General features: G+C 64.8%; 23 protein-coding genes. 20 read left to right on the top strand and 3 right to left on the bottom strand.

Annotation, left to right across the window (positions count from 1 at the left end):
* Positions 1-59: 59 nt before the first annotated feature.
* Positions 60-800: a 3-oxoacyl-[acyl-carrier-protein] reductase gene (gene fabG / locus VII69_10450; protein HEY5095527.1), complete on the bottom strand. Its 741-nt coding sequence runs from the start codon at positions 798-800 to the stop codon at positions 60-62.
* Between the two features lie 72 nt (positions 801-872).
* Complete coding sequence (locus VII69_10445; GenBank protein ID HEY5095526.1) at positions 873-1,331, bottom strand: Lrp/AsnC family transcriptional regulator; 459 nt, start codon at positions 1,329-1,331, stop codon at positions 873-875.
* 395 nt (positions 1,332-1,726) lie between these two features.
* On the opposite strand from VII69_10445, the gene ppdK reads away from it, so the two are divergent.
* From ppdK to rpoD, 5 genes are all read left to right on the top strand, one after another.
* Entirely contained in the window at positions 1,727-4,774 is a 3,048-nt protein-coding gene (gene ppdK / locus VII69_10440; protein ID HEY5095525.1) for a pyruvate, phosphate dikinase, read from the top strand.
* 147 nt (positions 4,775-4,921) lie between these two features.
* Positions 4,922-6,031 (top strand): hypothetical protein, encoded by a 1,110-nt coding sequence (locus VII69_10435; GenBank protein ID HEY5095524.1) that lies wholly within the window; start codon positions 4,922-4,924, stop codon positions 6,029-6,031.
* 114 nt (positions 6,032-6,145) lie between these two features.
* Positions 6,146-7,228, top strand: coding sequence for a deoxyguanosinetriphosphate triphosphohydrolase (locus tag VII69_10430; GenBank protein ID HEY5095523.1), 1,083 nt, complete (start codon positions 6,146-6,148; stop codon positions 7,226-7,228).
* Between the two features lie 80 nt (positions 7,229-7,308).
* Positions 7,309-9,102, top strand: a complete 1,794-nt coding sequence (gene dnaG / locus VII69_10425) for a DNA primase (protein HEY5095522.1) — start codon at positions 7,309-7,311, stop codon at positions 9,100-9,102.
* A gap of 8 nt (positions 9,103-9,110) precedes the next feature.
* The gene (gene rpoD / locus VII69_10420; protein HEY5095521.1) at positions 9,111-10,364 is read left to right on the top strand and encodes an RNA polymerase sigma factor RpoD; all 1,254 of its coding nucleotides are present in this window, start codon (positions 9,111-9,113) and stop codon (positions 10,362-10,364) included.
* A gap of 45 nt (positions 10,365-10,409) precedes the next feature.
* Here the strand turns inward: rpoD and VII69_10415 are convergent, their stop codons facing one another.
* The gene (locus VII69_10415) at positions 10,410-10,718 is read right to left on the bottom strand and encodes a hypothetical protein (protein HEY5095520.1); all 309 of its coding nucleotides are present in this window, start codon (positions 10,716-10,718) and stop codon (positions 10,410-10,412) included.
* Positions 10,719-10,976: 258 nt separating this feature from the next.
* On the opposite strand from VII69_10415, the gene VII69_10410 reads away from it, so the two are divergent.
* From VII69_10410 to secD, 15 genes are all read left to right on the top strand, one after another.
* Positions 10,977-12,407: a HEAT repeat domain-containing protein gene (locus VII69_10410; GenBank protein HEY5095519.1), complete on the top strand. Its 1,431-nt coding sequence runs from the start codon at positions 10,977-10,979 to the stop codon at positions 12,405-12,407.
* A 47-nt stretch (positions 12,408-12,454) separates the two neighbouring features.
* The gene (locus tag VII69_10405) at positions 12,455-13,075 is read left to right on the top strand and encodes a TetR/AcrR family transcriptional regulator (protein HEY5095518.1); all 621 of its coding nucleotides are present in this window, start codon (positions 12,455-12,457) and stop codon (positions 13,073-13,075) included.
* A 70-nt stretch (positions 13,076-13,145) separates the two neighbouring features.
* Positions 13,146-13,988 carry a molybdate ABC transporter permease subunit gene (gene modB / locus VII69_10400; GenBank protein ID HEY5095517.1) on the top strand — a complete coding sequence of 281 codons (843 nt, stop codon included), beginning with the start codon at positions 13,146-13,148 and terminating at the stop codon, positions 13,986-13,988.
* A gap of 12 nt (positions 13,989-14,000) precedes the next feature.
* Positions 14,001-15,056 carry an ABC transporter ATP-binding protein gene (locus tag VII69_10395; protein ID HEY5095516.1) on the top strand — a complete coding sequence of 352 codons (1,056 nt, stop codon included), beginning with the start codon at positions 14,001-14,003 and terminating at the stop codon, positions 15,054-15,056.
* Positions 15,057-15,123: 67 nt separating this feature from the next.
* Positions 15,124-15,582, top strand: coding sequence for a hypothetical protein (locus VII69_10390; GenBank protein HEY5095515.1), 459 nt, complete (start codon positions 15,124-15,126; stop codon positions 15,580-15,582).
* Positions 15,561-16,301 (top strand): hypothetical protein, encoded by a 741-nt coding sequence (locus tag VII69_10385; GenBank protein ID HEY5095514.1) that lies wholly within the window; start codon positions 15,561-15,563, stop codon positions 16,299-16,301. The genes VII69_10390 and VII69_10385 overlap by 22 nt, the downstream gene beginning before the upstream one ends.
* A gap of 11 nt (positions 16,302-16,312) precedes the next feature.
* A complete protein-coding gene (locus tag VII69_10380; GenBank protein HEY5095513.1) occupies positions 16,313-17,092 on the top strand; it encodes a FliM/FliN family flagellar motor switch protein in 780 nt (259 codons plus the stop codon).
* 11 nt (positions 17,093-17,103) lie between these two features.
* Positions 17,104-17,355, top strand: coding sequence for a FliM/FliN family flagellar motor C-terminal domain-containing protein (locus VII69_10375; GenBank protein HEY5095512.1), 252 nt, complete (start codon positions 17,104-17,106; stop codon positions 17,353-17,355).
* Entirely contained in the window at positions 17,352-18,032 is a 681-nt protein-coding gene (locus VII69_10370) for a flagellar type III secretion system pore protein FliP (GenBank protein HEY5095511.1), read from the top strand. Before VII69_10375 ends, VII69_10370 begins: the two co-directional genes overlap by 4 nt.
* Before the next feature lie 7 nt (positions 18,033-18,039).
* Positions 18,040-18,309 (top strand): flagellar biosynthetic protein FliQ, encoded by a 270-nt coding sequence (locus VII69_10365; GenBank protein HEY5095510.1) that lies wholly within the window; start codon positions 18,040-18,042, stop codon positions 18,307-18,309.
* Entirely contained in the window at positions 18,306-19,019 is a 714-nt protein-coding gene (locus VII69_10360; GenBank protein HEY5095509.1) for a flagellar biosynthetic protein FliR, read from the top strand. Before VII69_10365 ends, VII69_10360 begins: the two co-directional genes overlap by 4 nt.
* Positions 19,016-20,116: an EscU/YscU/HrcU family type III secretion system export apparatus switch protein gene (locus VII69_10355; GenBank protein HEY5095508.1), complete on the top strand. Its 1,101-nt coding sequence runs from the start codon at positions 19,016-19,018 to the stop codon at positions 20,114-20,116. Before VII69_10360 ends, VII69_10355 begins: the two co-directional genes overlap by 4 nt.
* Positions 20,113-22,164 (top strand): flagellar biosynthesis protein FlhA, encoded by a 2,052-nt coding sequence (locus VII69_10350; GenBank protein HEY5095507.1) that lies wholly within the window; start codon positions 20,113-20,115, stop codon positions 22,162-22,164. Before VII69_10355 ends, VII69_10350 begins: the two co-directional genes overlap by 4 nt.
* Positions 22,161-22,823 carry an HD domain-containing protein gene (locus VII69_10345; protein HEY5095506.1) on the top strand — a complete coding sequence of 221 codons (663 nt, stop codon included), beginning with the start codon at positions 22,161-22,163 and terminating at the stop codon, positions 22,821-22,823. The genes VII69_10350 and VII69_10345 overlap by 4 nt, the downstream gene beginning before the upstream one ends.
* Positions 22,824-22,959: 136 nt before the next feature.
* The gene (secD, locus tag VII69_10340; protein HEY5095505.1) at positions 22,960-24,246 is read left to right on the top strand and encodes a protein translocase subunit SecD; all 1,287 of its coding nucleotides are present in this window, start codon (positions 22,960-22,962) and stop codon (positions 24,244-24,246) included.
* Positions 24,247-24,424 lie beyond the last annotated feature (178 nt).

The raw sequence follows: 24,424 nt of genomic DNA, 5'->3' as shown, positions 1-24,424 counted from the left end.
GGAATGGTCGAATATTTCGGCGCCCGACGACTTTTGTCGACCGGCGATGTAACAAAGGATCACATATCAAGGCCGCCGTTCACGGTGTAAACGGCACCGGTGATGTATCCCGACTCGTCTTCCAGCAAGAAGCGGACGACGCGCGCCACTTCGTCCGGCGTACCGAGCCGGTGCATGGGTATTTTTTCGATGACAGTATCGAGCACGGCTTTAGGAATCGCTTCCACCATCTCCGTGCCGATGAACCCCGGCGCCACGCAATTAACGGTGATTCCTTTGCGCGCCATCTCAAGCGCCAGACTCTTGGAGAAGCCGAAGAGACCGGATTTCGACGCCGCGTAATTCGCCTGCCCGACATTGCCGGTCTCGCCGATCACCGAGCTGATGTTGACGATGCGGCCGAATTTGCGCTCGATCATGTGCTCGAGCAGCGCTTTCGTCATGTAAAACGCGCCGGAAAGATTTGCGCGCAGGACGTTGTGCCAATCTTCAACCGTCATCTTCCGGACGGTCTTGTCGATGGTGATGCCCGCGTTGTTGATCAAGAAATCGACGTGGCCGCGCTCGCGAAGCACTTCGTCGACCACCCGCTTGCAGTCGTCCGCGTCGCCGACGTTGCCTTGATGAACCGAAACCGATGCGCCGGCCGCGGTCAGAGTTTTCTGCAATTCTTCGGCGCGCGTGCGGTCGCGCGCGTAGCCTGCGGCGACGTGGGCGCCGCTGCGCGCGAGCAACGAAGTGATGGCAGCGCCGATACCGCGCGTGCCTCCGGTGACGATTGCGACGCGATCCTTGAACATGCGGCCCCCTTTCACAGGTGGAAGCCGCGGATTCCGCTCGGCGCGCGCCGCATCCTAGGACAAGTACGCTCGCTAGAAGACGATCTCGCGAAGCACGACATGGCTATACGTGTCGACGGCGCCCGCTCGTTCGCGCAGCGTGCCGATGAGAGCGTCGAGATCCGCGGCGTCGCGGCACGCAACCCTCAGTTGATAGTCCGACTTTCCGGTCATGAGCATGGCGCTCAAAACGCCGGGAATGCCGCGCAGCGCTTCTTCAAAACCGGCCCGGGTCTGACTCGCGCCGAGCTTCAGGTCGATAAGCGCGAGCATGCCTCGGCCGGCCGCGACGTTGTCGACGGCTGCATGGAAACCCGTGATCACGCCGGACTTCACGAGTCTGCGCAAGCGATCGGCCACCGCGTTCGCGCTTAAGTCGACCTTTTCGGCCAAATCCCGGTAGCTGATGCGCGCGTCGACGCGGACCTCTTCGAGGATTTTGGCGTCGATGTCGTCCAGCACCGAGTTCTTCTCACCAATTGTCATTAACATCTGAGAAAAGTGCCTCCGAATGGGATACAGCCATTGGCATCACTCTTTATTTCTTAGTTGTCGGCCTACCCGCCTCCTGGCGAAAGACTCAAGTATTCGTACTTAGTTTTAAGCCTCAGGGTTTCACGTTTGGGCAGGCGATGCTTTCCCTCGTACTAGGGCAAGCATCGCTTGCCCATTGCGCGATTAGACCGCAAAAAGGGTTCTCTAGACCCCCGGCGTATGCGGCTTACCAGGAATAGTGCGTCCAAAAATGGCCGTGGACCCCGATTTTGCGGCGTCCCGGCTGTTTTGTTGGTCGGCACTCTCGGGTGAGGAACCATCGTTTGAAGACCGGCAAGACAACCGCAAATGCGAAGAAGACAATCCTTAAAAAGGCAGCCGGAAAAGCGGCCATGCCGGCGCGACCGGCCCCGAAATCCGTCGCACCTCAGAAGCCCCTCAAGCCCGCAAAAAAAGGCGTGATCGTCAAAGCGGAATCCCTGAAGGCTGCCGGAGCACGCAAAATTGTCGCCGCCAAAGCGCCGGCCGGTAAGATCGCGGCCGCGCACAAGGGCGGCAACGGCAAATCGGCAGCGGCGCCTCCGGTCGTCGAAGCGGTTGCAGTCAACGGCGAGGCGGCCGTTGTGGCAGCCGTACCCGTCATCGATCTGATACCGCCGCTCGGTTACATCGAGCGCAAGCCGATGCCGAAACTTCCGTCGCCGCGGAACCGCACTCACAAGAAGCCGGATCCGCCCACCAAGCTGCACCTCGGCAAGATGACGTACACGTTCGAAGAATCGGGCGCCGATCTGCGCGACATACTCGGCGGCAAGGGCGCAGGGTTAGGCGAGATGACGCGCATCGGGTTGCCGGTGCCGCCGGGATTCACGATCACGACTGAAGTCTGCCGGCGCTACATGGAGCTCGGCCGTCAATTCCCATCCGGACTTGAAGAAGAGATCCATCGCCGGATCGCCGAGCTCGAGCGCAAGACAGGCAAGGAATTTGGCGGCGAGACGAATCCGCTGCTCGTATCCGTGCGCTCCGGCGCACGCGTGAGCATGCCGGGCATGATGGACACCGTTCTCAACCTCGGATTGAACAACCGCACGTGCAACGCGCTTGTCGTCCTCACGAAGAACGACAAGTTCGCGTGGGATGCCTACCGGCGTTTCGTGCAGATGTTCGCGACCGTGGTGCTCGGGATGAAGCGCGATCCGTTCGAGGAAGTCATCGAACGGTACGTCGCAAAAGCGCGCGTCGCGTCCGACTCGGAACTCACCGCGCTCGCGTTTCGCAATATGACGAGCGAATTCAAGGCGCTCGTCCGCCATCATACCAAAAAGGATTTCCCCGAAGACGTCTACTCGCAGTTGCGGATGGCTGTCGACGCGGTCTTCAACTCGTGGAACTCCAAACGCGCGCAAGAATATCGCAAGCACGAACGCATCCCCGACTGGTGGGGCACCGCGGTCAATATCGTCACCATGGTCTTCGGCAACATGGGCGAGGACTCGGGCACCGGCGTGGCGTTCACGCGCAATCCGTCGACCGGCGAGAAAAAGCTGTACGGCGAGTTCTTGCCCAACGCGCAGGGCGAGGACGTGGTTTCCGGATCGCGCACGCCGATGAAGATCACCGAGCTCGACCGGCGCAATCCAAAGCTCTTCAAGCAATTCCTCGAGTTCGCGTCCACGCTCGAAAAGCACTACCACGACATGCAGGACATCGAGTTCACCGTCGAGCGCGGCCGCCTCTTCATCCTTCAATGCCGTTCGGGGAAACGAAGCGCCGCCGCGGCGATTCAGATCGCCGCCGACATGGTGAAAGAACATCAGATCACCCGCGAAGAGGCTGTGCTCCGCATCGATCCCGCCTCGATTCAAGCGTTGCTGCACGCGCAGCTCGACGACAAGATCAAAGCCAAAGCGGTCACTCGCGGTCTCAACGCGTCGCCCGGGGCGGCGGCGGGCGTCGTGGTGTTCGAACCGGACACCGCTGTGGAATACAAACGACAGAACAAACGCTGCGTGCTCGTGCGCCCCATGACCACGCCAGACGACGTGCACGGCATGTACGCCGCCGAGGGAATCCTCACGTCGCAGGGCGGCGCCACGTCGCACGCCGCCGTCGTCGCCCGCGGCATGGGCAAGCCGGCCATCGTCGGCTGCGAATCGATCTTGATCGACCTGCGTGCGCGTCAATTCGCGATCAAGGGCTCGAGCGTCATCGTCCACGAGGGCGATCCGATCACGATCGACGGCACCACCGGCAACGTCTATCTCGAAGAGCTGCCGATGCAGGCGGCGAGGATGTCGCCGCAATTCCAGCACGTCTTGCAGTGGGCCGACGAATACAAGCGGCTCGGCGTGTGGGCGAACGCCGACACTCCCGAGGATGCGCAAAAAGCGCGCGATTTCGGCGCCGAGGGAATCGGTCTGTGCCGCACGGAGCACATGTTCATGCAGCCGGAACGCCTTCCGGTCGTGCAAGAGATGATCATGGCGGAGACGCCGGATTCGCGGCGCAAGTGCCTCGAGCAGCTCTTGCCCATGCAACGCGACGACTTCAAGGGCATTCTCAAGGCGATGAAAGGTTTGCCGGTCACCATCCGGCTTCTCGATCCGCCGCTGCACGAGTTCCTACCGTCGCTCGAAGACCTGCTCGTCGAAACCACCGAAATGCGCCTCAACAAATCCGACGCGTCGCTGCTCGCGAAAAAAGACAAGATCTTGCGCCGGGTTCGCGCGCTGCATGAGAGCAATCCCATGCTCGGCCTGCGCGTGTGCCGGCTCGGCATCGTCTACCCGGAGATCTATCAGATGCAGGTGCGCGCCATCGTCGAAGCGGCGGTGGAGCTGCGCAAAGAGAAGATCGACGCGCGTCCGTTCATCATGATCCCAGGTGTCGGCACCGTCACGGAAATGATCGCGGTGCGCGGGCTCGTCGTGAAAGAAGCGGAGCGCATCATCAAAGAAGCCGGCGTGAAGCTGCCGTATCAAGTCGGCACCATGATCGAGCTGCCGCGAGCGTGTATCGTGGCGCACCGCATCGCCGACCACGCCGAGTTCTTCTCGTTCGGCACGAACGATCTCACGCAGACCGTCTTCGGGTATTCGCGCGACGACGCCGAAGGGTCGTTCATCCCCGCGTATCTCGAGAAGAAGATCTTGCGCGAAGACCCGTTCCAAGTCATCGATCAGGACGGGGTGGGCGAGATGATGCGCATGGCCATGGAGCGCGGCCGTTCGACACGTCCGGACATCAAGATCGGGATCTGCGGCGAGCACGGCGGCGACCCGTCGTCGGTCGCGTTCTGCCACGACCTAGGTCTGGACTACGTCTCCTGTTCGCCGTTCCGAGTGCCGGTCGCCCGTCTCGCGGCGTCTCAAGTGGTGCTGCGCGAACGCGCCGAACACGAAAAAGGCGCGAAGAAGAAATCCGCGGATCAGGATTGAGGCGTGGCTCCCCTAGCTCTAGCGGCGCTGATGGTGGCGGCGATGAGCTCGCCGTCGTCGAGCATTGCGGTACCCACGGCCTCACCAATAGTGCCGACGGCATCCGAGCGCGCTCTATTCGAGCAGGGGCGTTCGGCAGAGCGAATCATGTTTGGCCTCGAGCGGCCACAAATCTTCGCGATCGCGTTGCTGCGTAGCCGCTCGATCGCCGATTTAACCGCTACGGAACAACTTCTCGGAGGCGGACGCGACGCCAAGAAGTTCTCAGGACTACTATCGAAGCTGGAAACGCTCAGGCCATTTATTGACCGCGGCGATGAAAGCGGCGTCGACCGGGAGCTGTGGGGCTCCGCATTCATCGAGCCGTACATGTTGACTGCTCCGCCGAATCCGGAGCAATGGTGGATCGTGGAGGCGGGGATGGCGTCGATCGACACCGATGCCGCAAGGGTGGACTTCTTGGCAGGCGATCTGCAATCGATTCATCCGACGTGGTTGGCGGGTCACCTCTCGTACGCGGGTCGCTTTTCGTCCATCGTGCCTCCCGGTGGGAGCGCGATTGCCGCTGCATCCCAGCCTCAACCCCTCTCGAAAATACTTGCGTCACCGGCGCCGGGAGCCTCGCCTGTGCCGAGTCTCAATGAGACGGATCTGGAGTCGTATCAAGCAGATTTATCGAATCGCCTCGCGGGCGTATTCACCGAGCCTGCATTCCCGGCGATCACGTACGGAACGGGCGGTATTGCCGACGGTCGCCGCGGCGTAGCCTCAATCACAGCGTCGCAGATGCTCGACGTGCCGGCGCTGCTGGGTCAGCGCGACGCGCAACGATTCATCGATGATTTGTTCGCCTCGCTGAAGTCAACGACGACGGACGCCGGCGCACTCGCCGCGTTGGCGGCTGCTAGGGCACAGTTTTCCGTTCCCGCGCAGGCAATGGCATTTGCGAAGGACCAACGTTTCGACGCCCTCTACACCGATATGGCTACGTACGGGAAGACAAACGATAAGGACCGGCAACGACGCGTGAATCTCGGAGAAGCCGCTGCGCTGATCTTTCGCAACGCGAGCAGTGACCGGGATACCGCCGACGATTCCAGACTTAGAGCGCGGATCGGGGAAGTTTCCGATCTCGACACGGATATACCCGGCCTCGCAGTCGCCCGCGCCGGCCTTGCGTCAGCTAAGTCGGGCGACTGGCTAGATATCCGAGCCAAGAGCCTTGTGGTCATCGATCTAATAATGGGTTCTGACTGACTAATCAACTCCATCCGTGACCTGCCGTCTAGCTCACGACGCGTGAGAGAGGGTCTGCGCCGAACGCGTCCGGAATCTGAGTCCCAACTCCGAAAAGTAAACCGATCAGGAGCAATGACAAAAACGCTCTCCATCCGCGAAGAACTCGAAGCGCGCGAAGCCGCCACGCTTTCGCCGCACGCGGCGCTTGCCAAGAACTCGCGCGGCCGGCGCTCGCCCGAACCCGAAGATCCCATCCGCACTTGCTATCAACGCGACCGCGATCGCATCGTCCACAGCAAAGCCTTCCGGCGGCTGATGCACAAGACCCAAGTGTTCCTGTCGCCGCTGGGCGATCACTATCGCACGCGTCTCACCCATTCGATCGAGGTCATGCAGCTAGCGCGCTCGATCGCGCGCGGGCTGATGCTCAACGAAGATCTCGCCGAAGCCACGGCGCTCGGTCACGATCTCGGGCATTCGCCGTTCGGACATGCAGGCGAATCGGCGCTCACCGAAATCGGCGCCCAGTACGAACCGGGCTTCAAGTTCATCCATTCCCAACAGAGCATGCGGGTCGTCATGTATCTCGAGCACCGGCACGATGCGGCGGGGCTGAACCTCACCGAAGAAGTGCTCGACGGCATCGCCAAGCACAGCAAGAACAAGGGCGCACTGGCGGGTTGGCAAGACCTTCCCTACACGCTCGAGGGTCAGATCGTGCGCTATGCCGATCGCCTGGCGTATATCAACCACGACATCGACGACGCGATTCGCGCGGGCGTCATCTCTCAAGAAGACCTGCCGCAATCGGCGCTGCGCGTCCTCGGGTCGCGCGGCAGCATTCGCGTACAGACGGTCGTCGAGGACATGATCGCCGCGTGCCGCGACAAGAACGAGATCCGGCTTTCGGACAAAGTGCTCTCAGCGGTCGAGACCATCAAAGAATACATGTACGAACGCGTGTATCTCAATGCGGAAGCGAAGACCGAGGAACCGAAGGCGCAGAACATCGTCAAGAAGCTGTTCGCATACTACATGGAGCATCCGGCCGAAATGCCCGAGGAGTTCACGAGCGCATTGCCGCCTGAGGATCCGCTCGTCCGCCGCGTGTGCGACTACGTCGCCGGATTCACCGATCGCTACGCGATCAAGAAATTCAAGGAGCTGTTCGTCGATCCGCTCGAGCTGCTGCTGCCGAAGGAATGGGATGTCTGATTTTACATCCTCTGAAGCGGCGAGCTCCGGCTCGCCGCTGGCCGACCATAAAGGTCGGCCCCACAGAGCAGGCATAGGCAATGCCCGGGTTTGATCGCGCCGTCCTCGCAGAGATCAGCGCCAAAGTGGACCTGCTCGGATACGTGAGCCAGTACGTCACGCTGAAGAAGCAGGGCCGCGAATACGTCGGGCTATGTCCGTTTCATGCCGAGCGCACGCCGTCGTTTTCGGTGAACGCCGAAAAGGGCGTGTGGCATTGCTACGGTTGCGACGCGGGCGGCGATCTCTTCAAATTCGTGCAGCGTCACGAGAACGCGGATTTTCCCACTGCCGTGCGGATGTTGGCGGGCCGCGCGGGCATCGTCATCGACGAGTCGCCCGGTGCGCAACGCCGCCGCAGCGAACGCGAAGGCATCTACGAAGCCAACGCCGCCGCGCAAGCGTTTTTCGCCGCCGCGTTGCGCGCGAGCCCGATGGCCCAAGCGTATCTCGAGCAGCGTGGCATCGAAGAGCACACCGCGCGCGCGTTCGGCATCGGCTTCGCGCCGGATGCGTGGGACGGACTGAAGCTCGCGCTAGAAAAAGGCGGCGTCGATATCGGCAGTGCGATCACCGCCGGTCTCGTGCGCGCGCGCGAGCGCGGCGATGGGCACTATGATTTTTTCCGCAACCGGCTGATGCTGCCCGTCTACAATCTCACCGGCGAAGTGATGGCGTTCGGCGGACGCGCGCTCGGAGACGAACAGCCCAAATACATCAACACGCCCAGCACGCCCGCGTATACCAAAGGCAAGCACGTCTACGCCCTCAACGTCGCCCGGCGCGCCGCTGCTGCCGAGGGCGCGTTGATCGTGGTCGAAGGCTACCTCGACGCGATCGCCCTTCATCAAGCCGGCTTCGGCAATGCCGTCGCGAGCCTCGGCACGGCGTTCACACCAGAGCAGGCGCGCGAACTCCGGCGCGTCGCCGCCAATCTCTATCTGTGCTTCGACGGAGATGCCGCCGGGCAGACCGCCGCCGCGCGCAGCATCGACATGTTGATCGAGGAAGGATTGTCTGTGCGCGTCGTCAGCCTCCCCGACGGTAAAGATCCGGACGAAATCGTGCTCGCCGGCGGCACCGCGTCCTTCGCGGCGCTGCTCGCCGCTTCGACGCCGTGGGTGGATTTCAAAATCGAGATGGCGTGCAGCCGGATCGCCCTTGCGTTCGCGAGCAAAAGCGAGGTCGCGCGCGAGGCGATGCAAGTCATCGCGCACGTGCGCGATCCCATCGAACGCGATCAATATGTGAAGGCGATGGCGCGGCGGCTGGACATAGACGAATCCGCGCTTCGCCACGCGCGCTTTTCACCGACGCCGCACGGCGCAGCCAACGCATCGCCACAACGTGCCGCCGACGAGGCGCCCGTTCGCGCGCGCCCGCGCAGCGCGCCGGATCCGCCGTCGGTCGAACGCGAATTGCTGCAGATCATTCTGGCGCGGCCTTCCCTCATCGGCGCGGCCGCCGCGCGCGTCGCGCCGGCCGACCTCGAGCAATCCCAATTCCGCGACGCGTTCGCCCGATTGCTCGAACGGCGCGACGAGGTCGAGCAAGGGCTCAATCCGCTGAGCGTCTTCGCCGATGATGATAGCAGCGCAGAACTCGCCAGACTCGCGCTTGCGGCGCCGCCGATGAGCGCCGAAGACGACGAGCGGCGCCTCTCGCGCGTGCTGGACCGCTTCGACCGAAGACGCCTGGAGCGGAGGCTTTCGAGTGTTGACGTTGAAATGAATTCGCTCCTGACCGAAGGACTTACCGTGCCTATCGCCTTGCGCGAAGAATACAATGCGCTCGCGCTGCGCTTGCGTGGGCTTGGGGCTACGGGGAGAGGATGAACTAGCGCGTGGCAACGCCGAAACGGCCGGCTTCAGCCGTCACACTGCCGAAAAATTCCAAAGTAACGCCCATCACCGATGCGCCTTCTGCGCAGAACGGCGCGGCGGCGGTTCCTTCTACCCGTGAGGCGGCCGTCAAAGGACTCTTCGAGCGCGGCAAAGCGCGCGGCTCGCTGACGTACGAAGAAGTCGCCACGGTTTCGGCGGCATTCGACGAAGACGATCCGGACAAGGGCAACGAGCTCGTCGAAGAGCTGATGGCGCAAGGCATCGAGATCACCGACGTGCCCGACACGGTCGTCGTTGAAAAAGATGACGTGGCTGAACCGGAAGAAGTCGACCTGACGTCGGTGTCGGCCGGCATGTCGCTCGACGATCCGGTCCGCATGTATCTGAAGGAGATCGGCAGAGTGCCGCTCCTCGGCATGTCGCAGGAACAGGACCTCGCCAAAGCCATCGAACGCGCCTCGGACGAAGTCGAGCGGGCGCGCACAAAGGGCGTCAATGCAACCGTAGCCATCGTCGATGCCGGCGATACCGCAAAGCGCGATCTCACCGAAGCCAACTTGCGGCTCGTGGTCAGCATCGCGAAGAAATACGTCGGGCGGGGAATGCAGTTCTTGGATCTCATCCAAGAAGGCAACCTCGGGCTCATCCGCGCGGTCGAAAAATTCGACTACAAAAAAGGCTACAAGTTCTCGACCTATGCGACGTGGTGGATCCGCCAGGCGATCACGCGCGCGTTGGCCGACCAGGCGCGCACCATCCGCATTCCGGTGCACATGGTCGAGACCATCAACCGGCTCGTGAAGATCTCGCGCCAACTATTGCAAGAGCTCGGACGCGATCCATCGGTCGAAGAGATCGCGCGCGAGATGAATCTCACATCGGATAAAGTGCGCGAAGTCATGAAGATCGCGCAGGAGCCGATCTCGCTCGAGACGCCGATCGGTGAAGAAGAAGACAGCCACTTGGGCGACTTCATCGAAGATCCAGAGGCTGTGGCGCCGGCCGACGCCGCATCCATGACCCTGTTGCGGCAGAAGACCGGCGATGTGCTGAAGAATCTCACCGACCGCGAACGCAAGGTGCTGACGCTCCGCTTCGGCTTGGAAGACGGTCACCAGCGCACGTTGGAAGAAGTGGGTCAGGAATTCGGCGTCACACGCGAACGCATCCGGCAGATCGAAGCGAAAGCGCTGCGCAAGCTGCGCCACCCGAGCCGCGGCAAGGCGCTCAAGGATTATTGGCAAGCGGAATGACTAAAGGGTTACAAATGAAACGGCCGGCATCAGCCGGCCGCTTCGCTATTTAGAGGTCTTCTTGCCCTCTTCGATCAGGCGCTTGACTTTCTGACCGCCAAGCTGGCCAATGGTCTCGTAAAACTTCGGGCCGTAACGATCGCGGGTCGATTCTCCGCCCTTTTTGCCGCCGAGCTTGCCGATGTTCTCGTAAAACTCGTGGCCGTGCGTGTTCTTTGTGGCCTCGCCGCCCTTGCGTCCGATGCTCTCGTAGAACTCCGAACCATACCGCGCTTTGACCGTTTGCCCGCCTTTACGCCCAGCTTCGCGGACTGACATGCCGCCTTGCGGCTTTTTCGTTGGTTTGGTCATCATTCGGCGCTCCTCGCCTTGTTTATTCCATCCTGCGCCGGGCGCCCTAACTCGACGTACCTTGTAGAATACCCGGTCCAAGCGGTCGCTAAACGCCAGGACAAGGCGAGCCAGCGGTCTTTGGCGTACCCGTTTCATATGCGATACCCTGCACGCCATTTATACGCGCGGCTTATCCTAGGGTTTGCGGCCTGCGCGTGCATAGGCGCGACACCCGCGCCGATCACCGTTCATCAAGGCAGCCCGACCCCTTCGGCCACGATGAAAATCGCGCCCTCGCCAAAGCCGAAATTCACGGCACCGCCTGCGAGCGCCGCATCCGGGACGCCAGAGGGCATCATCGGGCCGCTCGAGCGCAATCGCAAGACGTCGCCGTCTGCGTTTGCGAAATACATTTTGTCCGACGATACGGCGCTTGCCGCGCGCGCGATGCTGGGCCTTGGACGCCTCGATAATCCGGCGGCGATACCGATGGTGGTCGCAGCGCTCGCCGACAAGACAAGGCCCGCGCAGATTCGTCAAATGGCCGCGTTCGCGCTTGGACTGCTCGGCACTCGTCAAGCGATTCCGCCGCTCGTCACGGCGACGCGCGATGACGATTCGATGGTGGTGGGGCTGGCGGCCGATGCGTTGGGCCGCATCGGCGCGGACGCCGCGATCAGCCCGCTTTCGCGACTGCTATCCAATCGCGACTCCTACATCCGCTCGCGCACGGCTATCGGTCTTGGCGAGGCCGGTCTCGCCTCGGCGAAGACGCCGCTGACGAATTCCGCGCGAACCACCGGCGGCCGCGCGCTCGGGACTGCGTTTCGCACCGAAGCGGATCCCGAAGTCCGCTGGCGTCTCGCGTGGGCTATCGCGCGCGGTTACTACGGCATGTCGGCGCCGGTGCTTCGCACGATGTTGAACGATCGCGAACCGCTCGTGCGCCGCCTCGGCGTTTACGGTCTCGGCAAGATCAAAGATCGCGCGAACGTCACCGCGGTCCGGCTGCTCGTGCGCGATCCGTCGTGGCGCGTGCGCGTCGAAGTCCGCAACGCGCTCAAAGCGCTGCGGGACCCAACGCCGGTCGACGTGACGCCGCCGCCCGTGCCCGCCTCCGACAAGTTCGAACCGAAAGCGGTGCTCACGAGCTCACCGCTCGGCTCGCATCCGCAAGTCGCGTTCGTGACCACCGCGGGCACGTTCGTCATCGAGTTGTTCCCCGATCAGGCCGCCTATCAAGTGGACAACTTCGCGAACCTCGTAGACCGCGGATTCTACAACAACACCGCGTTCTTCCGCGTCATCGCCGACTTTGTGATCCAGGGCGGCGATCCGACCAACCGTGGCGACGGTGACGCAGGTTACACTATTCCCGCCGAGCTCAATCCGCTCGAGCAACTGACGGGTGTCGTCGCGCTTGGATTGAATTATGATTCGAAGTCGAATACACCGCTGCTCGATTCCGGAGGTAGCCAGTACTACGTGACGCAGTCGCCGCAATTACATCTCGACGCCGCGTTCTCGACGTTCGGACGCGTTGTGAAGGGGTTGGCAGTGGTGGATGCGATTCGCGAACATGACCCGAACAATCGAGACCGGTTATACGACATCGCGCTCAAAGTCTACCGTTGCGTGCCGGTGACGGCGCAGACGGACGAAGTAGAGCGCCGGATTCGGACAGATGAAATAGGATACGACCCGCAGTAATTCGCCGCCGCACGGATGCGGCTGTCCAGCGCCGGGTTAGGAGCAACGTGGCCAATCGCAGGCAACATATCATCGAATCGGCCGCCGACATCGTATATCGCAAAGGTTTCGCGGGAACGACCGTGGACGACATGCTTCGCGCGGCGGGCGTCGGCAAAGGCAACTTCTATCACTACTTCAGAAGCAAGGACGATCTTGGTCTTGCGATCGTCGACGAACTCGGGAAAGCGCTGAACGGGCCGACGCTCGATGAAGTATTTTCGCATTCCAAATCGCCGCTGCAAAGGCTGACCGACTACATCGCGCTCGTACGCGAGCGCCGCCATGCAGATAATTGCGGCGATGCGCTCGCGAATCTCGCGGCGGAGCTCGGTCACGTCGAGCGGTTCGGCGAGCGGATCCGGCGCGCGTACGCCGCCCTGATCGACCGGTTCGAGGCGCTCGTCACGGAGATCGCGATTGAGACCGGTTCGACCGCGGATGCACGCGTGCTAGCGCGGGCGCTCGTCGTGCAGATCGACGGCGCGTGTCTCCTTTTCAAAGTCGACGGCGACGTCGCGGCGTTCGACGCCTCGCTCGCCACGATAGCTCCGGCGCTGATGGCATTCGTCCGCGTTTCGGCTCCGTCGCCTGAGAACGTCCGCCCAAATCCGATACGGCGTACTTGACGGCCGCCACGTTTGACGTTGTGCGCGGCGCACAACACTCATAGCGTGCCCGCGGCGTAACTAGCCTGAGATGAAGATTGAAAGCCTGCGCGGCGAGAGCGCCGCCGGCCGGGCTGTCCGGCCGCGCGCCGTGGCCCGCGATTCGGCGATGGGAGCCGTCGCGATTGCGCTGGCCGCGCTCTTCGGCGCCTTCACCGGCCTGCCGCTCGCCGCGTTGCTGCTGCGCTTGCCGGTCGCGTCGCTTGCCGACATGATGCACCAGCCCATCGTGATCCAAGCACTCCGTCTTTCGTTTGAAACGACCTGCGCCGCGGCCGCGCTCACGGTGCTCGGCGGCACGCCGCTTGCGGCATTGCTGACCCGCGACTTCCGCGGCCGGGATGCGCTCGCGTCGCTCATCACGCTGCCGCTCGTGCTGCCGCCGGTGGTGGCAGGTTTGGGTTTGCTGCTGGCATTTGGGCGCGCGGGTCTGCTCGGACACGTGCTCTCGATCTTCGGCATCCAAGTCCCGTTCAGCACGGCCGCCGTCGTGCTCGCGCAGACGTTCGTGGCCGCGCCGCTCTACATCAACGCCGCACGATCCGCCTTTGCGCGCGCGGACCGCGAGTTGTTGGACGCGGCGGCGTCGCTGCGCGCATCGCCAGTCTACGCGTTCACGCGCGTCGCGATTCCGCCGGCGCTGCCCGCGCTGGGCGCTGGCCTTTCCATGTCCGCCGCGCGCGGGCTCGGCGAATTCGGCGCGACCATCACGTTCGCGGGCAATCTTCCGGGCGTCACGCAGACGATGCCGCTTGCCGCCTACGCCGCGGCGCAGTCCGACATGGATGCGGCCGTCGCGATCTCCGTCGTGCTCGCGTGCGCGTCGTACGGCGCGCTGCTCGCCGCCGGCGCGCTCTCGCGCGTGGGCCGGTAGCGCGCATCCGGGATGGATCTCTCGATCGACATCGCCTCCGATGCGCCGTTCGCCATCGACGCGCGCTTCGACGTTGCGCGCGGGCGGACGCTCGCGCTCGTCGGCGAGAGCGGCGCCGGCAAGACCACCGTCTTGCGGCTCATCGCGGGATTCGCGCGGCCGGATCGCGGCCGGATCAGATGCGGCGACTCGGTGTGGTTCGACGCCGCGTCGCGCATCTTCGCGGAGCCGCATACGCGCAGCATCGGCATGACGTTTTCGCGCGGCGCGCTGTTCGGCGAGATGACCGCGCTCGAGAACGTGATGTTCGGCCCGCGCGCGGCCGGCTGGCGTTTGGACGAAGCGAGAGCGCGCGGTGTTGAAGCGCTCGACCTCACCGGTGCCGCCAGTCTCAGCGCGCGCCGCGCTGCAACGCTTTCGGCCGGCGAAACGCAACGCGTCGCGCTTGCGCGCGCTATCGCACTTCGTCCGGAGGTCTTGCTGCTCGATGAACCGCTGTCGTCCGTGGACGTCCACGCCCGCGCCGGACTGCGGGCGGCGCTTAGCGCAGCGGTGCGCGCGACCGGCGCGGCTACCGTGCTCGTCACCCATGATCCCGCCGAAGCGCTGCTTCTGGCCGACGGCATCGCGGTGCTGGAAGGTGGGCGCATCGTGCAACAGGGGAGCGGCGAAGACCTTCGCCGCGCACCCGCCACCCCGTACGTGGCCGCTTTCGCCGGCGTGAATCTATTCACGGGCACGGCGCGCGCGCTCGACGACGGCACGAGCGAGGTCGCAGTCGGTCAGGCAATATTTGTGGTGCACGGCGCATGGACGGGCGCCGTCGCGCTGGTCGTCGACCCCGACGCAGTGACCCTTTCGCGCGACGAACGCGCGACGTCGGCACGCAATCGCTTGAGCGGTCTCGTGGATCTCATGTCGCCGGACGGAAGCGCCGTGCGCGTGGGAATAGCGTCGGTGCCGCCGATCGTTGCGCGCATCACCGCCGCGTCGGCGGCTGCGCTCGAGCTGGCGCCGGGCGTGCACTTGTACGCGAGCTTCAAAGCGGGCGAAGCGCGAGTTTCGTAGGTTCCATCGTGCACGCCGGCCGCTTTGAGGCCGCATCGAGTTCGTATGCCGACGCCACAATGCGCGCATGGACGATTCCGGCTACCCGCTCGCTCAAGCCGATCGCGCGTTTGCCTACGACGGCGCATACCGCACGCCGGCCGCTTTGAGCGCGGCTTCGCGCTCTGCATACGGAATGCACGACCGGACGCACCGCGAAGCACCATCGTTTTGCGAAGCTCTCCTCAAGGCCGTGCACGGACCGGGTTGCGATAAAACGCCGGCAAGCCATTGCGGCAGTGCGACCGTATTGGGCCCGCGCCAACGTGACGCAAGCGGATCGCTCTCCTCCGGCACAGCACAACGAGATGCCGATCCCTCCGTTCACGCCGCGCGCACGACGATCCGCCCACGTGAGCCGAGCCGCCGCCCCGCATCGGTCTACTACCTGTTCGTGGCCTGCGCCGGCGTTGTCGTCCGCGCGATCGTGCGGCGAGGCCGCGTGTTCTCAGGAGGTGTCCGCACATGTCCGACATCCAAGCCATGATCGCCGACGCCAGGCGCGCAGCGGTGCCCGGCGCCATCGGCAACGCGCCCGATCGTCAAGGCGTTCTTGTCGGAGCGCAGCTCCCCGGTGGCACAGCTGTGCGCACCACGCCGAGCGCATCGGCGCTCGACGTCGCCATCGACGGACCCGGTCTATTCGTCTTCTCCAGAGATGGCGCGCGACGATTCGCGCGGCTAGGCGATTTCAGCGTCGACGCGAGAGGGTATCTCACGAACGCCGAAGGCGCGCGCGCGCTCGGGTTCGGCGTCGATGCGACGGGCGAACCGGTCGCGGGGATGTCCGAACTTCGCGTGCCGCCGGCGGACGCCGCATCGCGTCGCTTCTCTTCCTATATGCTGGACGAACGCGGCGTCTTCATGGGCGTCATGCAGCGCACCGATGCCCGTAGTGGGCAGCGCGTCACGCAGACTGCCGCGCTCGGCCGCCTCGCACTCGCGATTCTGCCCGCACCGGAGCGGATGACGCTCGACGGCGAAACGATGCTTGCAGCCGGCAGCGCGGCGGGAAAACCGGTGATCGCCCCTGCCGGCGATTCCGGAATGGCGAAGCTGCGCACGCATGCCCTCGAAAACGGCATGGTCGACCTCGAGCGGGATCTTGCGGGCCTTTGGGCCGCGCGCAGGCGCGCGGAATTCGCGCAGACCATCGCTGCGGCGAACGATCAAAACGCGCGCACCGCTCTTGGACTCGTCAAGTGAGGCGCACATCATTGCGCCGCCCATCATGGCCTCGTTCGGGCAGCCGCGTCCGCAACACGCCTTCGGCGCCGATCGTGCTCGAAGAGCTCAGCCGCCGCGTTGCGGACAACGCGCCCGGCGCACTGCACCGGCGCATGGACGTCGCGTATGCGCAAGCCGAACGCGGCGGCTACGCGCCATCACCGCTCGGCGACCGCGCATGGCGCGTTGCGCAAGCCGAGACCATCGCTTGGTGCATCGTCGATTTCGAATCGCAGGCAGCGCTGCTCGAAGCCGTGCTCGGCGGACCCGGCGCAGTACGGCCAACGTCTATCGAGCGCGCGATCGTCGCTGAAACGATGGAGCGTCTTTTCCTACGTGCGGGTTCGCCGGAATCGCAACTCGCCGAATGCGAACGCGAAAGGCCGCTTCACGAGCAGTGGTGGCGGTGCAACGTCGATCTCACCCCCCGCAGTGGCCGCTCGGCCACGCTGCAGCTGTTCGCGCCGCCCGCGCCGGCAGACCGCAGCAACCCGGTCGCAGACAATGCAGACGGCGTGCCCGATCTGCAAGCAGTGCCCATCATGTTGTCTGTCGAGGTCGCGCCGGTCGCGGTCACGCTCGCCGACATCTTAGGGTGGCGACCGGGTACGATCGTGCCGTTGCCGCGCGGATCGCTCGGCGCCGTGAACATCTGCGCAAATCCCGATGTGCGGCTTGCGCGAGGGCGGGCGGGCGCAGCCTCCGATGAGGCTGGCTGTGCGGTGCGGGCGCTCGAGATCGCCGCAGTCCAGTGCGGCGACGCAGCGTGATCGAAGATCGCTTGACCCTCGCCGCTTTGAACTCGGTCGCGCTTGACGTGCGAGTCGTGCTCGGCCGCGCTTCCGTGCGCGTGGCGGATGTGCTCGGATTTGCGCCGGGCGTCGTCGTGCCGCTCGACGCCGCACCGGATGCACCGGTGGCGCTTTTGGTCAACGGCGTTGCGATCGCGCACGGTGATATCGTCGTGACGCAAGACGGTTCGCTGGCCGTTGAGATCGCGGCGCTCGCAACGCCGCGCGAACAGCTCTCGTGATCTCCGTTTCGTCCGCTGTGCACACGCTCGCGCCGCACGCCGCGGCCGCGCCGCAGGCCGGCACGCCCGTCGATCTCATCGTCGGATTTTTCGCCCTTTCCATCGTGCCGCTCTTGGCGGTCGCCGCCACTTCGTTCACGCGCATCATCGTCGTGCTCGGCCTGCTACGCGCCGCGCTCGGTGCGCCGTCGTTGCCGCCGAACGCAGTGCTGGCTGCGCTGGCCATCATGCTCACCGCCGCGATCATGGCGCCCACCCTTGCGCGCGTCGACGATGATGCGGTCCGGCCGTATCTCGCGCACCGGCTCACGCCGGCGCAAGCTATCGAGCGTGGTTCGGAACCATTGCGGGCATTCATGTTGCGCCAGGCGCGGCCGTCGGACGTCGCCGCCTTCACCCGCATGGCTCGGGAGAAGACCGGAGCGCCGGCGCAAGCCGCGTTCGTCGCCGTCGCGCCGGCTTTCTTGGTCGGCGAACTGCGGGCAGCATTCGCGATGGGCTTTGCCTTGGCGCTTCCGTTCGCGGTCATCGACATGGTGACCGCAGCAGTGCTGATGTCGCTCGGGATGTTCATGGTCTCGCCGGCGACGCTCTCTTTGCCGCTCAAACTTCTGCTCTTCGTCGCCGTCGACGGGTGGACGCTCGTAGCCGGAGCACTTGCCGCATCGTACCGGTGACGCGCCGATGCCGGCCGTAGCACAATCACTGTTCCTCGCCGCCATGCAGACGGCCGCGCTCATCGCCATGCCGGTGGTGGCGCTTGTCGGGTGCGTCGGCGTCGCCGTCGGCATCGTGCAAACGGTCGTCCAAGTGCAGGATCAAAATATCTCGTTTTTTCCCAAGCTGTTGGCGATCGCGTGGGCTGCGGGCGTGTTTGGGCCCGCCGCGTTCGCCCTGCTCGCCGACCTGTTCTATACGGTGATGCGCGCGCTGCCCGAGCTCGCACGCGCGTGATAGGGCACGAAGATATCGCGCTCGCGCTCGGATTCGCGCACACCGCTGCCTTCGCGGCTGCCATGCCGCTCGGTCGTTCGCGCGCGGTGCCGCGCGTCGTCCGGGTCGTGATCGCGTTGTGCTTGGCCCCCGCTGCCGCGAGCGCGCAGCATTCGGATGCCGAAAGCTTTCGCGACTGGAGCGCGTTCGCCGTCGCAGCGCTCGTCAATGCGGCACACGGCGCAGCCATCGGACTGTGCGCGACGATCGTCGCAGGCGCGGCGGCAGCGGCCGGCGGACTCATCGACGCGGCGGTGGCGTCTCAATCCGGCCCCGTGCGCGACGTCTTCGGCGAGTCCGGTCCGGCAGGGCTGCTCTGCACGTCGGCATTCGGTTGGTTCTTCTTCGGCGGCGCGTTCAACAGGCTCGTGCAGGTATGCATAGCGCCCGATTATCATGCCATCGGCGCGTCCGTCGTCGCCGCCTTGGCAAGCGCCTGCGTTCAGATCGCACTCGCGGCTGCCGGTCCCGCCATCGTCGCGCAAGCGTTTGCGACGGCGGCCGCAGGCGGCATCTCGCGTTTGGCGCCGCGCATCAACGGGATGTTCCTCGGCGCACCGATCGGTTCGATGCTGGTCATCGCTTCGCTCATCGTCGGCGCGGGCGCGTTGGTGTCGGCGCTCGATGCCATCGCCTGGCGCGCCGCCGCGGCGGTAGGCGCGCACGGATGAGCGGCGACGACGAGCGCACGCTACCGCCGACGCAGCGCCGCCTCGCGAAGGCGCGCTCGCAAGGCAATGCCGCTAGGAGCGCAGGTGCGGTAGCCGCACTGACGGTCACGGCGTGCGCAGTTGTGGCGGCGACGTGTGGTCACGCGACGGCGTGGTGGATGGAGATCGCGCGCGAGTCTGCGCTGCATGCCGCTGCGGCGGCGCATGAAGACGCGTCCGCATTGAGCCGGCCGGCGGCAACGTTGCTTCGCGCCGCGGCGCCGTGGTCCGCCATCGGCTGCGCATGGGTGTGCGCGGTGTCTGCGACATTCATTTCCGCAGGGTTGTGCGGCGGCGTGTCGCCCAGCGTGGCGGCGCTGCGCATCGACGGCGATCGGCTATCATGGGCCGGGGGCGCGAAAAAGCTCGCGACTGCCGACTTTGCCGGCGCGGGCGTCGCGCTTGCCGGTGCAGCGGCGATCGTCTTCTCTGCCGCGGCGGCGGTGCACGCATGGGCAGGCATCGCATCGCAGCGGTTCGACTTCGGCGCCGACATGACGGCGTTCGGCGCCGCGCTTGCGGACACGTGGCGCCGCGCGGCGCCGATCGCACTGCTCGTCGGCGCCGCCGACATCGTGCTTGCGCGGCACCGGCACATGAGCGGGCTGCGCATGACGCCGCGCGAAGTGAAAGAAGAGCGCGCCGACAATGAAGGCCGCCCGGAGATCAAAGCGCGGCGCAGGCATGCGGCTGCGAAGCGCGCGCGCGGCGTACGGATCAGCGCCGTAAGAAACGCGACCGCCGTGGTGACCAATCCCACGCACATATCCATCGCGCTTCGCTATTGTCCGCCGGAGATCGACGTGCCGGTCGTCGTCGCGCGCGGCGCCGACCTCATGGCGTCGCTCTTGCGCGGCGCCGCGGAGACATATGGGGTGCCGATCGTGGAAGCGCCCGAGCTCGCCCGCTTGCTCTATGCGCGGGCGGAAGCCGACTGCCCGATACCTGAGGAGGCATACGCGGCGGTGGCAGCAGTCTTCGCGTGGATAATGAGAACGCGCGGCGCGCTTCCGGGTGCGCAGGCCGGCCTGGACGATCGGGAATCCGTAGCGACTTGACGACAGGCTCCGCTCGCGGCGGCCGCGTGCTTGTCGCCGCCGTGCTTTCGATCGTCGCGATGCTGGTGGTGCCGCTGCCGCCGTTCTTGCTCGACGCATTGCTCGCACTCGACGTCATGGCCGCATGCGCCGTGCTGGTCACGGCGTTATCGGTGCAGGATCCGCTCGAGCTCTCGGCATTTCCGTCGCTCGTGCTCATCGCCACGCTCTTCAGGTTAAGCCTCGACGTCTCCGCGACGCGTCTCATCCTCACACAAGGCGACGTGCCTGGCGGCGCGGGCACGGTGATTCCGGCGTTCGGCGAGTTCGTCATGCGCGGCAACGTCGTTGTCGGCCTCTTGCTATTCGTCATCCTGCTCGTCGTCCAATTGGCGGTCGTCGCAAATGGAACGCAGCGGGTGGCCGAGGTGGCCGCGCGCTTCACGCTCGACGCGATGCCGGGCAAGCAGATGGCGATCGACGCCGATCTCCACGCCGGACTCATCGACGCGCCCGCGGCGCGCGCGCGGCGTCGCGCGGTGCAAGCGGAGGCCGACTTCTACGGCGCGATGGACGGCGCCGGGAAGTTCGTGCGGGGCGATGCGATCGCAGCCGTCGTCATCGTCGCGGTCAATCTGGTCGCAGGTTTTGCGATCGGCGTGCTTCAAAAACATTTGGACGCCGGTGCCGCCGTGCAGACCTTTGCGCTGCTTTCCATTGGCAATGCGCTCGCCACGACGTTGCCGGCATTTCTCATCTCGACGGCGGCCGGCGTCATGGTCACGCGGGCGGCAAGCGACGCCGCGCTCGGCGATGATCTCGCACGCCAGTTATCGGCCCACCCAGGCGCGATGCGTTCGGTCGGCGGCGCCATGCTCGTGCTCGCGTTCGTCCCCGGCACGCCCCACTTCGCGTTCGGCGCGCTTGGCCTCGCCGGCTTGGGCATCGCGCATGCATCGCTGCGGTCCAACGAGCGGCGCGCGCGCGCCACGGCTGCCGAAGATGCGCAGCGCCGCCGCGCCGACGCCCGCAAACCGGAAAACGCCGTCGCGCTTGTCGGCGTCGACCAGCTCAGCATCGATGTCGGCGAGGCGCTCTTGCCGCTTCTCGACGAGCCGGCAGGGTCGTCGTTGCTCGCGCGGATCGCAAGCGTACGCACGAAAATCGCGCTCGAACTCGGCGTTGTGCTTCCCGGCGTTCGCGTGCGCGACGATCTGCGTTTGCCGCCGCGAGGTTATGCGATCCGCGTGCGTGACCGCGTCGCTGTCCGCGGCGAACTGCACGCAGACCGCGCGCTCGCCATCGGCACGCGGCCGGCGCTGTCGCAGTTGCCGGGCGAATCGGCGCAAGATCCCGTGACGGGCGCCGATGCCCGCTGGGTCGAGGCCGGCACGGTCGCACACGCGGCCGCAACGGCAGGAGCCATCACGGTCGACCCCATCGGCGTTCTTGCGTCGGCGTTGGCAAGCGCGGTGCGGGCGAACGCGCACGCCTTTCTTGGCAGGCAGGAAGTCCAGGCTTTGCTCGATCACGTCCGCCGCACGCATCCGGCCGCGATCAAAGGCGTCGTGCCGGAAGTGGCGAGTCTCGGACTCGTGCAGCGCGTTCTTCAACATCTCGTACGCGAAGCCGTCTCGATCCGAGACATCGTGGCCGTGCTCGAGACGATCGCGGACGAAGCCGAATCCACCAAAGACGCATCAATGATCGGCGAAGCCGCGCGTCGCAGGCTCGCGCCTTCGATCTGTTCGGACATCGCAGACCGCGACGGAACCATTCGCGCGATCGCGCTTGGACCCGAACTCGAACAGCTCTTGACGGGCGCGCTCCTGCAGACCGAAGGTGGTCCGCTTTTCGGGCTTGGTCCAGAGATCGCGGACCGTCTGCGTGTATCGCTTTCTGGCGTCGCAGCGCGCCGGGGCGGCGCCGTCGTCATCGTCTGCGGGCGCCACGTGCGGCCCGCGCTCGCGCGATTTGCGGAGATCGCGGGCGTGCGTGCGACCGTGCTTGCCATCGACGAAGTGGCGCCGGGGTATGCGCTCGCCATCGAAGAAGGCTTGGCGACATGAAGCGCTTCGAGTCGCTGCGCCGCGACCCGGAAATACTAGGTTTGATCGATGCGGCCGATCGTACCTTGGGCGCGATGAACTACACCGATCACGGACGCCGCCACGTCACGCTCGTCGCGGTCAACGGCGCGAAATTGCTCGCGGATCTGAAGCACGACGACCGCGCACAAGAGCTTGCCGCCGTCGCCGGGCTGTTGCACGACATCGGCAATGTCGTGGGCCGCAACACCCACGCCGCGGCCGGCGCGGTGATGGCGTATCCGTTGCTCACCGCGCGCGGCTTCGCGGTCGAAGATGCGGCCGAAGTGGTCGCGGCCATCGGCAATCACGATGAGACCGAGCGCGGCGTGCCGGTGAACGCCGTCTGCGCGGCGCTCATCATCGCCGACAAGGCCGACATCCACCGTTCGCGCGTACGCACGCGAGACGCGAACGAATTCGACGTCCACGACCGGGTGAACCACGCGGTCACGAAGGCCGAGCTGGAATTCGATGCGGCGCAGCGCCGGATCAGTCTTCGGCTTGCGGCGGATTTCGCGTTCGCGGAACAAGCGGAGATAGCCGATATCTTCGCGCTGCGTTTCGCGCTGAGCGACGCGGCAGCGCGCCTCCTTGGCTGTACGTATGAAGTGACCATCAACGGCGTGCGCTTGACGTAGACGGATTGTCGGGGCCATCGCAAAGTGCAGGACGGTCCTGCAAGGCGGCGGGACGTGGGCCGACGAACCCGTGGCTCGAACTCGTCAGAGCGGCGTCGCTAAAGCATTTCTCATCGCTTGAGGTCTTCTTCCAGTCATGTTTTGGTATCGTTGGAAGCATCTCGTCAAGATGCTCGTCATCCTCGGCCTGTGCGTCGGATGCTGGTTCATTTTCACGCCGCTGAGCAGCACCGTGAAACTCGGTCTCGACCTGCAAGGCGGCTTGCGCGCGCTCGTCGAGCTGGAACCGAACGACCAGTACAAGACCATCACGACCGACATCCAAAGCGAGGAAATGCAAGTCCTCCAAGACCGTCTCAACACGCTCGGCACGAGCGAAATCTCCTTTTCGAAAGTCGGCAGCGACCGCATCAACATCGAGATGCCCGGCCTTACGGATCCGAAGCAAGCGCTGCAGTTGATCCAACAAGCCGCGGTGCTCGAGATGCGTCCGCTCACTGCTGCGCAAGTCGCGCGCGGGAGCGCCGGCACTTCCACGTACGATCCGAAGTTCAACGCGTACAAAGCATCGGGAGCGCCGATCATCACAGGTTCGGACCTTTCGAGCGCGCAGCCGGCGCCGGCGCCAGGCGGCGGCGCATACGTCGTCGATTTCACATTGAAGAGCGACGGTGCGCGGCGGTTCCTTGAATGGACGCGCAAGAACATCGGCAATCCGCTGCCGATCTTCATCGACGGCAAGCTGATCGAGGCGCCCACCATCCAGGGCGCGATCGGTGCGAACGGGCAGATCGAGGGCAACTTCACGCTCGAGACCGCCACGTCGCTCGTGACCGAGCTCAATTCGGGCGCACTGAAAGTGCCCACCCGCATCATCGAAGTGGAAAACGTCGGACCGTTGCTCGGCAAGCTGGACTTGCAGACGTCGCTGGTCGCGTCTTTGGTCGGCCTCGGCATCGTGCTCGCGTTCATGCTCATCGTCTATCGCGTGCCGGGCCTGCTCGCCGACTTCGCGCTGGTCGTGTACTGTTTCATGATGCTCGCGTACGTCGCGCAATTCGGCGTGGTCCTCACCTTGCCGGGCATCGCCGGCTTCGTGCTCTCCATCGGCATGGCGGTGGACGCGAACGTGCTGATCTTCGAACGCATCAAAGAAGAGCTGTGGGCAGGGCGCACGACCCGCGCTGCCGTCGGCGTAGGATTCAAGCGCGCGTTTTGGACCGTCTTCGATTCGCACGTCACCACGATGGTGGGCGCGGCGGTGTTGTACTGGCTCGGCACCGGCACCGTCAAAGGTTTTGCCTTCACGCTCCTGATCGGAACGATCTTCTCACTGCTGACCGCGGTCAATATCACGCGCGCGTTCACCGACATCGTCGTCGACAATGACGTCGCGACCAAGCCCGTCTGGTACGGGGCGTAGAGGGCGCGCATGTTCTTTCGCAATCTGAAGTGGGATATCGTCGGCCAGCGCAACCTTTGGTTCGGCTTGTCGGCCATCGTCATCGCCGCAGGCATTATCGCGTTGTTCGTCCATCACGGACTGCCGCTGGGCCTATCGTTCACCGGAGGGTCGACCGTCGAGGTCAAGCTAGGCCGGA

The organism is Candidatus Eremiobacteraceae bacterium, assembly GCA_036511855.1.
GTDB lineage: Bacteria > Vulcanimicrobiota > Vulcanimicrobiia > Eremiobacterales > Eremiobacteraceae > JABCYQ01.
Note: the sequence above shows the minus strand (reverse complement) of the source record. Positions and strands in the feature narration are given on the sequence as shown.